This window comes from Cohnella cholangitidis, assembly GCF_014107495.1.
GTDB classification, from domain to species: domain Bacteria; phylum Bacillota; class Bacilli; order Paenibacillales; family Paenibacillaceae; genus Cohnella; species Cohnella cholangitidis.
In genome coordinates this window covers 5,925,250-5,938,516 of record NZ_CP041969.1, presented here as the reverse complement: position 1 = coordinate 5,938,516, position 13,267 = coordinate 5,925,250, and the positions used below count along the sequence as shown (strand labels likewise).

Annotated in this window: 13 protein-coding genes and 4 pseudogenes; 1 reads left to right on the top strand and 16 read right to left on the bottom strand. The window is 53.1% G+C overall.

Translation table 11 applies throughout. The annotated features are described in order from the left end of the window. Nucleotides 1–16: 16 nt before the first annotated feature. From FPL14_RS27175 to FPL14_RS27115, 13 genes and pseudogenes are all read right to left on the bottom strand, one after another. Nucleotides 17–655, bottom strand: a complete 639-nt coding sequence (locus FPL14_RS27175; RefSeq protein ID WP_182300650.1) for a hypothetical protein — start codon at nucleotides 653–655, stop codon at nucleotides 17–19. Between the two features lie 107 nt (nucleotides 656–762). Next, nucleotides 763–1,145, bottom strand: a pseudogene (gene panD / locus FPL14_RS27170) (aspartate 1-decarboxylase). Beyond that, the gene (gene panC / locus FPL14_RS27165; RefSeq protein WP_182300649.1) at nucleotides 1,130–2,038 is read right to left on the bottom strand and encodes a pantoate--beta-alanine ligase; all 909 of its coding nucleotides are present in this window, start codon (nucleotides 2,036–2,038) and stop codon (nucleotides 1,130–1,132) included. Before panC ends, panD begins: the two are co-directional and overlap by 16 nt. Beyond that, nucleotides 2,035–2,896, bottom strand: a pseudogene (gene panB, locus FPL14_RS27160) (3-methyl-2-oxobutanoate hydroxymethyltransferase). The gene panC and the pseudogene panB overlap by 4 nt, the downstream one beginning before the upstream one ends. Nucleotides 2,897–3,168: 272 nt before the next feature. After that, the gene (locus tag FPL14_RS27155) at nucleotides 3,169–4,155 is read right to left on the bottom strand and encodes a biotin--[acetyl-CoA-carboxylase] ligase (RefSeq protein WP_182300648.1); all 987 of its coding nucleotides are present in this window, start codon (nucleotides 4,153–4,155) and stop codon (nucleotides 3,169–3,171) included. Continuing rightward, a complete protein-coding gene (locus tag FPL14_RS30885) occupies nucleotides 4,152–4,982 on the bottom strand; it encodes a tRNA nucleotidyltransferase/poly(A) polymerase-related protein (RefSeq protein WP_407644685.1) in 831 nt (276 codons plus the stop codon). Before FPL14_RS30885 ends, FPL14_RS27155 begins: the two co-directional genes overlap by 4 nt. Nucleotides 4,983–5,090: 108 nt before the next feature. Then, nucleotides 5,091–5,383 (bottom strand): annotated as a pseudogene (locus FPL14_RS30880) (CCA tRNA nucleotidyltransferase); the annotation flags it as partial. A 128-nt stretch (nucleotides 5,384–5,511) separates the two neighbouring features. Continuing rightward, the gene (bshA, locus tag FPL14_RS27140; protein ID WP_182300645.1) at nucleotides 5,512–6,675 is read right to left on the bottom strand and encodes an N-acetyl-alpha-D-glucosaminyl L-malate synthase BshA; all 1,164 of its coding nucleotides are present in this window, start codon (nucleotides 6,673–6,675) and stop codon (nucleotides 5,512–5,514) included. 57 nt (nucleotides 6,676–6,732) lie between these two features. Beyond that, nucleotides 6,733–7,442: pseudogene (gene bshB1, locus FPL14_RS27135) on the bottom strand (bacillithiol biosynthesis deacetylase BshB1). Nucleotides 7,443–7,449: 7 nt separating this feature from the next. Continuing rightward, nucleotides 7,450–7,872, bottom strand: a complete 423-nt coding sequence (locus tag FPL14_RS27130) for a methylglyoxal synthase (protein ID WP_182300644.1) — start codon at nucleotides 7,870–7,872, stop codon at nucleotides 7,450–7,452. Nucleotides 7,873–7,896: 24 nt separating this feature from the next. Further along, nucleotides 7,897–8,700 carry a 4-hydroxy-tetrahydrodipicolinate reductase gene (gene dapB, locus FPL14_RS27125; RefSeq protein WP_182300643.1) on the bottom strand — a complete coding sequence of 268 codons (804 nt, stop codon included), beginning with the start codon at nucleotides 8,698–8,700 and terminating at the stop codon, nucleotides 7,897–7,899. A gap of 4 nt (nucleotides 8,701–8,704) precedes the next feature. Further along, on the bottom strand, nucleotides 8,705–9,253 hold the full coding sequence (locus tag FPL14_RS27120; protein WP_182300642.1) for a tetratricopeptide repeat protein: 549 nt from the start codon (nucleotides 9,251–9,253) through the stop codon (nucleotides 8,705–8,707). 46 nt (nucleotides 9,254–9,299) lie between these two features. Next, nucleotides 9,300–9,668 carry a nucleotide pyrophosphohydrolase gene (locus FPL14_RS27115; RefSeq protein ID WP_182300641.1) on the bottom strand — a complete coding sequence of 123 codons (369 nt, stop codon included), beginning with the start codon at nucleotides 9,666–9,668 and terminating at the stop codon, nucleotides 9,300–9,302. Nucleotides 9,669–9,753: 85 nt separating this feature from the next. Between FPL14_RS27115 and FPL14_RS27110 the strand changes: the two genes are divergently transcribed. Further along, complete coding sequence (locus FPL14_RS27110) at nucleotides 9,754–10,623, top strand: YitT family protein (protein ID WP_182300640.1); 870 nt, start codon at nucleotides 9,754–9,756, stop codon at nucleotides 10,621–10,623. 13 nt (nucleotides 10,624–10,636) lie between these two features. On the opposite strand, the gene FPL14_RS27105 is transcribed toward FPL14_RS27110, so the two are convergent. The 3 genes from FPL14_RS27105 to FPL14_RS27095 form a co-directional block, all read right to left on the bottom strand. Further along, nucleotides 10,637–11,584 carry a sporulation protein YpjB gene (locus FPL14_RS27105; protein ID WP_182300639.1) on the bottom strand — a complete coding sequence of 316 codons (948 nt, stop codon included), beginning with the start codon at nucleotides 11,582–11,584 and terminating at the stop codon, nucleotides 10,637–10,639. A gap of 62 nt (nucleotides 11,585–11,646) precedes the next feature. Then, on the bottom strand, nucleotides 11,647–12,294 hold the full coding sequence (locus FPL14_RS27100; protein ID WP_182300638.1) for a DUF1405 domain-containing protein: 648 nt from the start codon (nucleotides 12,292–12,294) through the stop codon (nucleotides 11,647–11,649). 78 nt (nucleotides 12,295–12,372) lie between these two features. After that, entirely contained in the window at nucleotides 12,373–13,251 is an 879-nt protein-coding gene (locus tag FPL14_RS27095) for a menaquinol-cytochrome c reductase cytochrome b/c subunit (RefSeq protein ID WP_182300637.1), read from the bottom strand. Nucleotides 13,252–13,267: the final 16 nt, after the last annotated feature.

Here is a 13,267-nt window from a genome sequence, read left to right as displayed (position 1 = left end):
CCTTCCGTAAGGCGGATTACACTTGAACTAACGTTTGTAACTCCGCGCTGCCGAATTGAAGCTGTAGTTGACCGTTTCCTTGCTGTACCGACTCCAGGTTCATTTTGGGATCCATGAAAGCGGGATCGGCTTCCAACGCTTTATGAAAGTAACATTGAGCTTGCTCCAAGTGAGCGTAGATAGCTTGTATGCAACCAAGCGCATTATACGCGATCGCCCGTAATCTGCTTTCTTCCGCTATAGCCGCAATCAATTGAAAATGCCTTTGCGCTTCGTTCCACTGCTTGAGGTGCATCCGCGACATAGCCAAGAACAATCGCGCGCACACGAAGTCCGGATAAGAAGCAACGGCGTCTTCCAATTGATCCGAAGCATGCTTGAACATGTGAAGCTTGAAGTAACCTTGCCCTTTAACGAACGATGCCAGAAATTTATGCGGTTCGGGAGCGATGGATGAAGTCTGTTGCTGGATATCCCGGAATAAACCCATCTTGTCTTCGAACTGTAACCATGACTCAATAATATCATCACTTAACGATTTGAGCATGTCCAATTGTTGCTTAAGGTCGTTTTTTTCTTCCCCGGACGCGTGCGGATAGCGCACGATAAGGTCGTCGAGCATATCGTTCATCGTCGCGAACCATTGTCGAATCATAAAATCGTCCCCCTACACGATTGTGTAAACAATCGGCCTCGTAAGCACCAGCTTCGCAGTGAAACTGTACTGCTCATTCTGCGTCTCCGGCTAGGGTTTCATACGTGTTACAAAACGGTCGAATGCGGTTCTTCCGCCAACAATTTGACAACTTGATTGCGCTCATCCATAATCGCTACCCTTGGATGGTGCCGACGTGCTTCTTCATCGCTCATGAGACCGTAATTGATGATGATGACTTGATCTCCCGGTTGCACGAGCCTTGCGGCTGCGCCGTTCAAGCAAATAACGCCCGAACCGCGCGTCCCGGGATAGCGTATGTCTCGAAGCGCGCTCCGTTATTATTGTTGACGATCTGAACTTTCTCATCGGGCAAAATATCGACCAATTCAAGTAAATCCTGGTCGATGGTCACGCTGCCGACGTAATTCAAATTCGCTTCCGTTACCGTTGCGCGGTGTATTTTGGCTTTCATCATTTGGCGAAACATATATCTGCACCTACTTCCGCTGGATTAATCAGCCTATTATCGATAAGACGAGTTTTTCCGAATCGTACGGCTACCGCGATTAACAAGCGACCATCCGCCTCGCTGAGCGGCCGATCCGCTTCCGCAGGGACTAGATCAGGATACTTCAGAACGTCCACGTAATCAATATCCGCGAGCGGAGCGCGCCGAATTTCCTCTTGAAGGCGTTGAATGGTCTGTTGCGGCGTCATGCCTCCGCGAATCCATTCCGTGACCCTAGATAACGATTGGGATAGAACTAGCGCTTGTTTTCTTTCCTCCGGTGCCAAATAGACGTTCCTCGAGCTAAGCGCCAATCCATCCTGCTCGCGTACGATCGGACAAGGAACGATTTCGACGGGAATGTTCAGATCCCTCACCATCGTGGCAATGACGGCGATCTGTTGGGCATCCTTCATTCCAAAATATGCGCGATCCGGCTGCACGATATTAAACAGCTTCGTAACGACCAAAGCGACTCCGTCAAAATGGCCGGGTCGGCTCGCTCCGCACAACCGTTCGGTTACGTCCGAGACGGTGACGCTTGTTGCCCGCCTGCGAGGATACATTTCCTCTACGGAAGGAATAAAGACGAGATCGGCGCCGGATCGTGCCGCAACGTTCAAATCGCGTTGCTCGTCGCGCGGGTATTTGTCCAGATCTTCGCCGGGCCCGAATTGGGTCGGATTGACGAATATGCTTAATACGGTTAAGCCATTGTCCGATGAAGATTGGCGCAGCAAGCTCGCATGGCCATCATGCAGATAACCCATCGTCGGCACGAATCCGACCGTCGGGTTACCCGTCATCGCCGATTTGCGGGCGGCGATTTCCTCTCTCAATTCGGCTATGGTCCGTATAATCTTAGGGGTCATTTTCCTTCTCCTCCATACAATTTGTTCATAGCGCTATGCGTAGAGGATTGGTTTAACGGAAAGGAATGCTTTTCTTCGGGAAATGCCTTCGTTTTTACGTCGTCTACGTATTGGGTAATCGCGGAACGGATCGTATCTCCGATATTCGCGTAGGTCTTTACCATTTTTTGTCGCGGATTCCCGAACCGAAACGCAGGATATCGTGAAACACGAGCACTTGGCCGTCGCAGCCTCTGCCGGCGCCGATCCCGATCGTCGGAATGCCGATCGAATGCGTCACGGCCGCCGCCAGCTCCTCCGTAACGAGTTCCAGCACGATGCCGAATGCTCCGGCTTGCTCGAGCGCTTGGCGTCCTGCAGCATCTTCTCCGCCTCTTCGCTGCTCTTGCCCTGTACCCGATAGCCGCCGATCTGATGTACCGACTGAGGCGTTAATCCGATGTGTCCGAGAACGGGAATTCCCGCGGACGTGAGCAGCCTGATTTCCTCGGCCAACTCCGCTCCGCCTTCAAGCTTGACCGCGTGCGCGCCGCCTTCCTGCATCAGCCGAGCCGCATTTCGCAGCGTGGCTTCCGGTCCGAGCCGGTACGTAGCGAAAGGCATATCCGTCACGACCATCGTTCCCGGCGCTCCCCGTACGACGGCGCGAGAATGATAGATCATGTCTTCCAGCTTAACGGGAACCGTCGTATCGTATCCGAGCACCACGTTGCCTAACGAATCGCCGACCAGGATCATATCGACGCCGGCTTCCTCCGCGAGCATCGCCGATGGATAATCGTAAGCCGTCAACATCGCGATCGGCTTGTTTTGGGCTTTCATCGCTTTAAGCCGCGGAAGGGTCAATGCTTGTTTCATGGGGAACATCCTCCTATAAGTTACAGGATATAACAACAAAAAAAACCTAATTTGCCCATGAGCAAAAAAGGTCTCCATTCAACATAGAACGTCCTTCACGTCCTTCTGTCTCGGTCCTTTCGGCTCAGAGCAGAATCCGCCGCGAATCATTTGACGGTATTCGATTGCATTGCATTCTTCGTTAACATGTATTACGCATTGGGGCAAGTGCGGTTCACCAATCCGGCAATACCACCTCGCACACAGATTATAACAGAATTCGGGTTCGCCGTCTACGAACCGCCAACCTTAGCTTCCCCGATTTCCGCCGAATAGATCGTTCGATAGGTTCCGTCCGGCAACTCGACTTTTAAACCGCCCGTCTCATCCAACTCTCTCGGTATTCCTTTAACGGAACCTTGCGGCGTATAGAGCAACGTCTCGTTGTTCAACGTGACGGAATGCGCCTCCCATAGCGAACGGATCGGCGCGAACCCTTGCTCTAAATACAAACCGTAGAGACGCTCGAATTCCTCGAGTATGGTTGCGATCAACTCGCTGCGATTGACCGCGTTACCCGACGACATCTTGAGCGAGATTGCCTTCTCCAACAACTCGGGAGGATAGTCTTCCTCTTCCAGATTAACGGATATTCCGAGCCCGACGACGACATACCGCAGTCTCTCGTCTTCCGCTGCCGATTCCAGCAAAATTCCGCTTATTTTTTTGCCGCCGACAAGAAGGTCGTTAGGCCATTTGATTCCGATTTCGACCGGGACTTCGCGGGAGATCGCCCTGCTCAACGCAACCGCCGCCAGCAAAGTCAATTGCGGCGTTAATTGCAAAGGCACAGGAGGACGAAGCAGCAAGCTCATCCATACCCCTTTGCCGGCAGGGGATACCCAATGGCGCCCCATTCTGCCTCTTCCGTTCGTTTGTTGTTCGGCGATAACGAGCGTACCCTCTGGCGCCCCTTGCTCCGCTAACCGACGTAGCTCATCTTGAGTCGAAGGCACGACGTCAAGAACATGCAATTGCCGTCCGAACAGATTTGTCTTGAGCTTAGGCAGCAGTTCTTGGATCGACAACCGCGAAGGTTTCCCGGTCAAGCGATAACCGAGACGGGGGACGGCTTCGATATGGTACCCCTTAGCTTCCAGCTTGCGTACCTGCTTCCATATGGCCGTCCGGCTGACGTTAAGCTTGCGGCTGATCTCCTCGCCGGAGACGTATTCGCCTGCCTCGGCCTCTAATAGACTTAACAAGCTATCGTTGCTCATCTTTCCTCTTCCCTGCTTTCCGCGCTCTCTTTGGCCGCTACCGAGAGCAGTGCGCTTTTGTCGTTCGGAACGATTCCGAAAGCCACCGCCTCCAGCAATCGTTGAAGCATTTCCGTAATCCACGGTCCCGGCCGCCTGCCTAACGCGCGCGTCATTTCGTCTCCGCGAACGTTCAAATCCGAGATCGAGGTTACCGGCAATTGTTCCAGCCAATCCATGCAATCGGCCGCGGATCCATTGCCGCATGCCTCGTTCATCTCGATCCAGTCCTCGGAAAGCGTGCGGCCGCGTTGCAGAACGGCGAGGGTCCAGCCCTCCCGGAACGAATGATCGTCATATTCGTTTAACTGCTCGCTCATGCCTACGATTCCCGCGATCCGCGTTGACCGTCTGCCGCTAATGCGCAACGTACGGAATAACTCCGCGCAATCCTTCTCGCTCAAAGCCATTCCCGTAAGCAAAGCGGCCCACCGTAAATCCGGATCGGAAATCGCGGGAAGCTGCGAAAGGTTACCCATCGTCGCTTCATCGGAGTAGGCCATGCCCCACCGATCCCATTCCCAAGAGAGCCTGTTGAACCGATATCTCTCCGCTGCCGCCTTGAAAGCTTCGGGCAACGGCTCTATCGCATGCTCGAGAAGACCGCTTTTGAATAAATAATGACAAGCTTGATCCGGACCGCATCCCGCCATCATCTTATCCCATTCCGCCGCAACCCGTTCTATCGCAACATGCTTCAGGTTTTCCCGATGCGATACGACTGCCTGCCATACTTCGGGCAGCAAATCGAAATCGAACTCGGCCGCGAAGCGGATCGCCCGAAGCATCCTCAGCGCATCCTCGCCGAAGCGTTCCGACGGCTCTCCGACGCATGCCACGACCCCGGCGCGCAAAGCGTCCTGCCCGCCGAAAGGGTCTACGACTATGCCGTCGGAGCCGATGGCCATCGCGTTAAACGTAAAGTCCCGCCTAGCCAAATCTTCGCGAACGTCAAGCACGAACGCGACTTCGTCCGGCCTGCGGGAATCGGAATAGCCGGATTCCCGGCGGAAAGTCGTCACCTCGAAAGGGCGGTCGCCTTCCATGACGGTTACCGTGCCATGCTTGATTCCGGTAGGCAAAGTTCTCGAAAACAAGGCCATCACTTGTTCTGGGTCGCGGAGGTCGCGATATCGATATCGCGAATCGGCCTACCGATCAACCGGTCTCTCACGCAGCCTCCGACCATGTAGGCTTGATAGCCGCCCGCCTCGATGCGACGGACGATTTCCAGCCCCTCGGCCCATAACGAATCGTCTTGCGTTTCTAACATGCTCTCGTTCCTCCGGTTACGCGGCCGCTTGCGCGATCCGCATCTTAAACGTTGCAGACAGGTACTTGGGCCGGAAGAGGCATACCGAGCACGCGATAATAGATTTCCTCGTATTGCGCGGTAATCAGCTTGTCGCAGAAGACGTTATGAGCCCGCTGGATGCACGCTTCCCGGAAATCCGCGTACAACTTCTCGTTCGACAACAACTTCAACGCGTTATCCGCCATTTCACCGGTATTGCCGATTGCCGACAGGAATCCGGTCTTCCCGTGCTGCACCAGCTCGGGAATGCCGCCGGCCACGGATCCGATCGTAGGCACTCCGCATGCCATCGCCTCCAAAGCGACGAGCCCGAAGCTTTCTTTCTCCGAAGGGAGCAGCAATAAGTCCGCTATGGAGATGACCTGCGCCACATCGTCCTGTTTTCCCAAAAAGCGAACGCGTTCCGCAAGACCCATCGCTTGGATTTTCGTCTGTATTTTCGGCAAATCGGGCCCCTCCCCTACGAGCAGCAGCTTTGAAGGGGTTTTTTCGTTAACTTTGGCGAAAATATCGACGACGTCGGCCGTACGTTTAACGGGCCTGAAATTTGAAATATGCATCAATACTTTTTCGTGAGGATCGGCGTAATCTCGGCGCAAATCCGTGCACTCGCGCGGATAATAGATTCGTTTGTCCACGAAATTGTAGGTTAAATCGATTGGTTCTTGTATATCTAACAGCTCGCGCGTTTCTTTAATCAAATCGCGGCTTACCGCGGTTACCGCGTCGCTCTGGCGAATGCCTAACCGAATGATATCTTTTAGCGTCTCATCCTGCGCCAATACGGTGATATCCGTTCCATGCAGCGTCGTAACGACCTTAAGATCGTCTCCTGCCATCTGCTTCGCCAGAATCGCGCAGATCGCATGAGGCACGGCGTAATGTACGTGAAGCAAGTCGAGCTTCTGCAGCCTTGCGACTTGATTCATTTTGCTGGCTAACGACAAATCGTACGGCGGATAACGAAACACGTAATAATCCGACACTTCCACCTCGTGATAGAAGATGTTGCGGCGAAATTTGCCTAACCTGAACGGCATGCTATGCGTAATAAAATGTATTTCGTGGCCTTTCTCCGCCAGCAGCTTGCCGAGTTCCGTCGCGACTACGCCCGAGCCTCCAAGCGAAGGGTAGCAAGTGATGCCGATTTTAAGCGGACGGTTCATGACAATCCCTCCCATCTTGTTGCGCCTTACGTTAATATATTCCCCTAGGATTCGCCATTAGAAGCGATCGAGCGAAATCGGCCCCTTGGCGATAAAGCCTTCCGCGTACCCGTATTTCTTAGCTTGTCCAAGCAGACGGTCTCTTGCCACGATATTGTCCAGATAAGCTCCGGTAAGTGGCGTCTCTACCCAATCGTCTCCGCCGCTCTCCGGCATAAATTGCGAGCGGTATGCTCTCAAAGCATTCATTTTCGTCTCGTGAACGTCGCTTATGTCCGTTAACAGCTGCGGAGTATGCGCGTCGTTAATAAAATAGAAAAATAACTGCTCTATCGTCCAAGCGGCAGCTCAGGCATATATCTTCTGAGTTTCGCGTTGAATACCGCTTCTTCTGCCATTCGGCTGCACGTAATATGGTCGGGATGCCGATCCAAGAAATAGGGAGCGAATACGAGTCGAGGCCGGTATTTACGAATACATGCAACCAATTTATCCGTCTGCTCGGAGCTAACGGCCAAGCCTCTGTCGGGCAAGCCTAAGTTGTCGCGAACGGCCAAACCGAGCACGGCGGAGGCTTCTGCGGCTTCCCTTTGACGAGTGTCGACGTTGCCGTTGGAAGACATTTCGGCGTACGTAAGATCGACGATGCCGACCTTTAGGCCTGCTCCCGCATGTTTGGCGATCGTTCCGCCCATGCCGATCTCCGCGTCGTCGGGGTGCGCTGCGAATATGAGAATATCCAATTGATCTTGCCCGTTCACGTTCATCTCGCCGTCATCCTTCTAGTCCAGGCTTATATTTATGTACAAGCTCGCGCCAAGCGAAGTCTCCGCGCTCCAGCGCCTTCACGAGCAATTCGCCCGTGGCGACGTTCGTCGCGACCGGAATGCCTTGAACGTCGCATAACCGCAACAGCGCGATAATGTCCGGCTCATGAGGCTGCGCCATTAACGGATCCCTGAAAAATAAAATAAGGTCCATCGTATTTTCCGCGACTCTCGCTCCGATTTGCTGGTCCCCGCCAAGCGGTCCCGACATGAATCTATGTACCTGCAGCGAGGTGTTCTCCATAATTCGCGTGCCCGTCGTACCCGTGGCGTATAAGCGGTGATGTTGCAATACATGCTCGTATGCGATCGCAAAATTAACCATTTCGTCTTTTTTGCGGTCATGCGCGATAAGTGCGATATCTATCATCGTTGGTCATCCTCTCGTCGTATGCTAATCCAAGAAATGCTCGAAACCGTATACCATGCCGGTCACGTTCATGATCTTCTTGATCGCCGTGTTTACGCCGGGCATATACCCTGCACGATCGTAGGAATCGTGACGGATTTTCAAAGTTTGGCCGAATGCTCCGAACACCACCTCTTGCTGTGCGAATACTCCAGGCAACCTAACGCTATGTATGCGGAAACCGTTATAATAGCCGCCTCTTGCGCCTTCGATAAGCTCTTCCTCGTTCGGATTGCCTTGACGCAGCTCTTGCCGCGCTTCCGATATCCACTCCGCCGTCTTAACGGAAGTTCCCGAAGGGGCGTCTAATTTTTGGTCGCCGTGGTATTCAATGATTTCCACATGGGGAAAATACTTTGCAGCCATCGCCGAGAACTTCATCATCAGGATCGCCCCGATCGAGAAGTTAGGCGCGATGAGACCGCCGATGCCGAGCTCGCGGCATTGCTTGTCCAGATCGGCTATCTGCTCCGGAGTAAAGCCCGTCGTTCCTATTACGGGACGAACGCCGTATGCCAGCGCCGTTTCCGTATTCGGCATCGCGGATTTAGGATTCGTGAAGTCTACAAGCACGTCAGGCCGGGTAGACGACAACGCATCCGCTAACACGGGGGAAACGATGACGCCGGTATTAGGCTTTCCGACAAGCGTGCCGGCGTCAATAGGACCCGATGACGTAGCTATGGCCGCGACCAATTCCAGCTCCGGATCTTCCAATACCATTCTGACGACTTCGCGGCCCATGCGACCGGTTGCTCCTGCTACGGCTACGGTAATTTTCTGCGACATGCGATCACCTATTCCTTTTCGAATGATAATGTGAATATTGTTGTTTAAGAAGGCGTCTCCTCTCGGAGCGGACTTCATGCAGCATGCGTTTGGCTTCCTCGTGTTGCGGTTCCAGTTGAAGCGCATCCCGTAAGGATTCGATGGCAAGCTTGTAATCCCTCTGCAACCGATAGAGCGCCCCTAGCATAAATCGCGCTTCCGCCGACAGCGGATCGAGATTCGCGGCCTCCTTCAGCAGCGAGACGCTCTTCTCGACGTCCGGCGATACCATAGATAGATAATGTCTGGCTTCGGCAATTTTCTGCCGGGACACGATCATCCGAAGATTAAGACGATAGGCCTGATCATCCGGACTCAGCTCGACGGCTTTCAGGGCATATGCCATCGCCATCGAAAGCTTGCCGCTTCTTGCGCAAGTAATGGACCCGCTATAATAATACGCCGCATTATCCGGTTCGATCGCAATCGCTTGCCCGAACCAGTGCACCGCCGACTCGAAATCCCCTTCAAAGATGGCTTCATATGCCTGCCGGAGGCACTCTTCCCCGTCCATGCCGACCATCCTCCTTTCCATGAGGGGATAGTTCAGCATATGAAAACTAGGGATTATCGGTGTGCTTCTTCGTCCACCTGTCGGCGTCGCGGGTATTGAATTTATGCATCACCTTGCGATGAGCTTCCGTTAAATCGATCCCTAATGAATTCGCGAAACAGGTCACAATAAATAAAATATCGCCAAGCTCCAGCTCGATGGAATTGTCGGCTTCATCCCTCTTCTTCGGCTTCTCGCCGAATCGGTGATTCACTTCGCGGGCTAATTCCCCTACTTCTTCCGACATTCGGGCGAGCATGGACAGCGGCGAAAAGTATCCTTCTTTGAATTGCGAAATGTAAGCATCCACGTCGCGTTGGATGTCGGCCAGCGTCCTTTCCGTTAACGCTAGATCGGCTATGCGTGACTCTCCCATCGTCCATATCCTTTCGTGAAGGTTTCTCTCCTATGTTAGCGTAAGACGTATACGAAAACAAATGCAATTTTGGAGGTATTGTCCTATGAGTCGATCTAACCTATGGAGCAGCATCAGATCTTGGAGCTTACTTCTCGCAGGCACAGCCTTATATGCTTTCGGTTTGCAATATTTCATCATTCCCAACCTCCTTATGGAAGGAGGAGTAACCGGAGTCGCCGTTCTCCTTAATTATGCATTAGACTTCCCCGTCTGGTTAAGCTCCCTGCTCATCAACCTTCCGTTATTCATACTCGGTTGGCGCCAGCTTGGCAAAGGCGCGATGATCTATACCTTTGCGGGCACGGTGCTGTTATCCTTCTTCCTTTGGATTGCTGAGACGCTCGTTGCTCGCGGATGGCTTACCCCGTTCAAGTCGGAGCAAGATTTCATCCTTGTCGTGCTGTATGCGGGAGTGACGCTTGGAATCGGGCTGGGTCTCGTCTTTCGCGCGGGAGGAACGACGGGAGGGGTAGACATCGTTGCAAGAATATTGCACAGAGCGAGAGGCTGGAGCATGGGACAGATTATTCTGTCCTTGGATGTGCTTATCCTTGGCGTGTCCCTTCTCTTTATTCCGAAAGAAAAAGTTCTTTATACGCTCGTCAGCGTATTTATCGCCTCGAAAATCATCGATTTCATCCAAGAGGGGGCCTATTCGGCAAAAGCGTTCACGATTCTGTGCCAAGCTCCGGACAAACTCGCCAAAGTCATCACTCTTGAGCTTGATCGCGGCGTAACGCTGATGCCGGCGATCGGGGCTTACTCGGGCGAAAATAAAACCATTGTCTATTGCGTCGTCAGCCGCTTCGAAATACGCAAATTAAAAAGCCTCGTCCGTCAACATGACCGGAGGGCTTTTATTGTAATAAACGATGTGCATGACGTCTTAGGGGAAGGTTTCCGCGACGAGTAACTAAGCGAGTTCCTTACGGATTGTTTTTCCACTTATTCAGCCATTTTTGCGCGGCATCCTCCCGTTTAGCCGATGTCCGTCGGTCTTTGCCCGCATACTCGTCGACCTTGTAACGTCTCCAACCGACCCATGTAAGAATGGTGACGATAAAAGAACCCATCATGGCCGACCAACCCCAAGACGGGGGAACTACGTTGACCGGAGGCACAATAGCTGTCGACGCTTCTTTGCCGGGAAACAAACCGTTCAAAGCCTCCCGCAACGGCGGGATCGTTCCGAGCAGCAATTCAGCCGAGGGAGAATCCGCATCATAGATACGACCCGCATAACGCACGACGGAATCGCTGCGCTCGACTTTCCAAGGTTCGGATTGAAGCATAGCCGCCGTGCGGATCAAGCGGTAATGCTCCGTCAGTTGATCGAAGGCAGCTCGAACGCTGCTAGAGACCGGAGAGGTAACGGATGTTGCCTGCGGCATAGCTTTATGGATTTTTACGATATCGTCCTCTATTACCGCCCGGTATTGGTGCCAGATCGGTTTATCCGGATGTGCCAACGCATCGGCAGCCAATCTAAGAGCTGCCGCTCCGGACTTCCATTTCCGTTCATCGGGACGAAGCGCTGCCGACGTACGTTTCAACTCGGTAATGCTGTTTGCTAGGGCATGTATGCCCTCGGCAGTCCCGATTGCTTTCATCGGAAGATTGCGGAATCGGAGTTCGATCTCCTCTAATCCGCCAAGAGCTGCTTCCAGGTTGCCTTTATTCACGGCTTGATACAACGCTTCCGAAGCCGCTAGGAACTTATCTATGGCAGGCGAGCCCGAGCCGCTTCCCGCAACCTTGGTGCTGCCCCAAACGGGCGCCGGTGCGAACGCTAACGGCGCAAGCAGACACGTTACGACGATCCATGTCAAGCGAAGCCTATAGCCTCGGCGAACTTTAGTCTTGAACGAAAACACGGACATCCCCTCCTACCCCATGGATATGAGAGGTTGTCCGCGTTTAGAACGACATCACCTATTCAGTTACTGTCGCGGGTAACGAAGGCGAATTTCGCGATTGCCGCGGATAAGACGCTAAGCGCCGTTAATATAAACGTAAATAGGCCGACATAGAACAAATCGTCATCCAATTGAGTCGGCAAATACGGGTATACGCCGAACGTATAATCCACCGTGTCGTTCAAGAAAGTCCATGCGGCTGCCGCTAACAGCGCCAAGCCGCCGAAAGTGAAGAATCTCGCATAGAGCAAGGCTACGATCGCCATCGCCGTATGGCCGATAATTAGCATCCAATGATCCCATTGCAAGACGTCTCCCTGAGCTTGTCCGGCGAAGATGACCGCCGTTGCCCAAATTCCGTATTTGACCGACGTTACGACGCCCAATGTCTCCACGACTCCTCGAACCCCGTTGACCCAGCCCCGCCGCGAACGTCCCGGCGAAATCCACAACCAGAGCACGGCAAGCGCGAAGAACAAAGATGCGGTCGGACTATCCGGAACGAACGGAATTTGCCAATGCGGATTGTTCTCCCAAGTGCTCTCCAATTGGCCTTTGTACCAATAATATCCGTAGATCGTTCCCGGTATGTAGATGAGCATCATCAACCACAAGGTCGTCGGATGAAGCAGTACGCTGCGCGAAAGCAGCCATTTCAGCCAACTCATGTCGACTACTCCTTTCCAAGTCGTACCTTTATTAAAAAAACCTGACCATTTACGGTCAGGTTTACAGCAGGGCGCGGATTACTCCGCCGCTCCTGCTTTTTGACTGGAAAGCCATGTCGCGATTTGGTCGATTTGCTCCGCCGATAAGCTATCCTTGAACGATGGCATTGCCCCATTGTTCTTACCGTTCGTAACGATCTCGACAAGCTCTTCCTTGCTAAGCACGTCGCCGATTCCGCGAAGCGCCGGAGCGCCGCCGCCTTCGAGCTCAGCGCCGTGGCATGCGATACATTGCGCTTGAGTCATCGTTTCGGTGAATGCCGGATCATCCGCTGCTACCATAGCAGGAATCTTTTCTTTGCCCGGTACCGGACGCGGCAAGCCTTTCTCGACGGCTTCTTCCGCTTTGATTTCCCGTTCGATATGCTCAGGCGTTTGGCCGTTTGCTTCCAGCTCATGCTGGTAGTGGTCCCAAGATACCCAAGTCAGGTAGGCTACGGCCACTAATGATACGATCATTAGCGAGGAAGCGATCGGACGGCGATAAAAGCGACGCTCTTTGCCCGTATCCAGGAACGGAGCGAGCAACAATGCGATAAATGGAATACCGGATAACCCTAGTACCCCTAGTACGATAAAATCTCCCGAAGCGTACGGATATTTCAGTAGCTGGTACAGGAACAAGAAGTACCAGTCCGGCATCGGAATGAACGCGCTGTTAAGCGGATCCGCCGGATATCCGAGCGGTGCCGGTTCGGCTATGACCAGAGTCAAGAACCCGATCAAAACGACGACTCCGACCATCCATTCCTTCAGCAAGAAGTTCGGAATAAACGCTTCCGACTTGCCGGGGAAAGAGGTGTAATCCGGAGGCGTCACATTCGAGTAATCGCGTTTGCGCACGCGAGAATCGCCGATAAATACAATTTTTTCGTTCGGATCATGTTTATGTGCCATCGCTAGTCACTCCCCT

Coding starts and splice junctions, on each gene's coding strand:
- FPL14_RS27175 (WP_182300650.1), bottom strand. CDS start 655: ATGATTCGACAATGGTTCGCGACGATGAACGATATGCTCGACGACCTT.
- panC (WP_182300649.1), bottom strand. CDS start 2,038: ATGACCCCTAAGATTATACGGACCATAGCCGAATTGAGAGAGGAAATC.
- FPL14_RS27155 (WP_182300648.1), bottom strand. CDS start 4,155: ATGAGCAACGATAGCTTGTTAAGTCTATTAGAGGCCGAGGCAGGCGAA.
- FPL14_RS30885 (WP_407644685.1), bottom strand. CDS start 4,982: ATGCTTCGGGCGATCCGCTTCGCGGCCGAGTTCGATTTCGATTTGCTG.
- bshA (WP_182300645.1), bottom strand. CDS start 6,675: ATGAACCGTCCGCTTAAAATCGGCATCACTTGCTACCCTTCGCTTGGA.
- FPL14_RS27130 (WP_182300644.1), bottom strand. CDS start 7,872: ATGATAGATATCGCACTTATCGCGCATGACCGCAAAAAAGACGAAATG.
- dapB (WP_182300643.1), bottom strand. CDS start 8,700: ATGTCGCAGAAAATTACCGTAGCCGTAGCAGGAGCAACCGGTCGCATG.
- FPL14_RS27120 (WP_182300642.1), bottom strand. CDS start 9,253: ATGGACGGGGAAGAGTGCCTCCGGCAGGCATATGAAGCCATCTTTGAA.
- FPL14_RS27115 (WP_182300641.1), bottom strand. CDS start 9,668: ATGGGAGAGTCACGCATAGCCGATCTAGCGTTAACGGAAAGGACGCTG.
- FPL14_RS27110 (WP_182300640.1), top strand. CDS start 9,754: ATGAGTCGATCTAACCTATGGAGCAGCATCAGATCTTGGAGCTTACTT.
- FPL14_RS27100 (WP_182300638.1), bottom strand. CDS start 12,294: ATGAGTTGGCTGAAATGGCTGCTTTCGCGCAGCGTACTGCTTCATCCG.
- FPL14_RS27095 (WP_182300637.1), bottom strand. CDS start 13,251: ATGGCACATAAACATGATCCGAACGAAAAAATTGTATTTATCGGCGAT.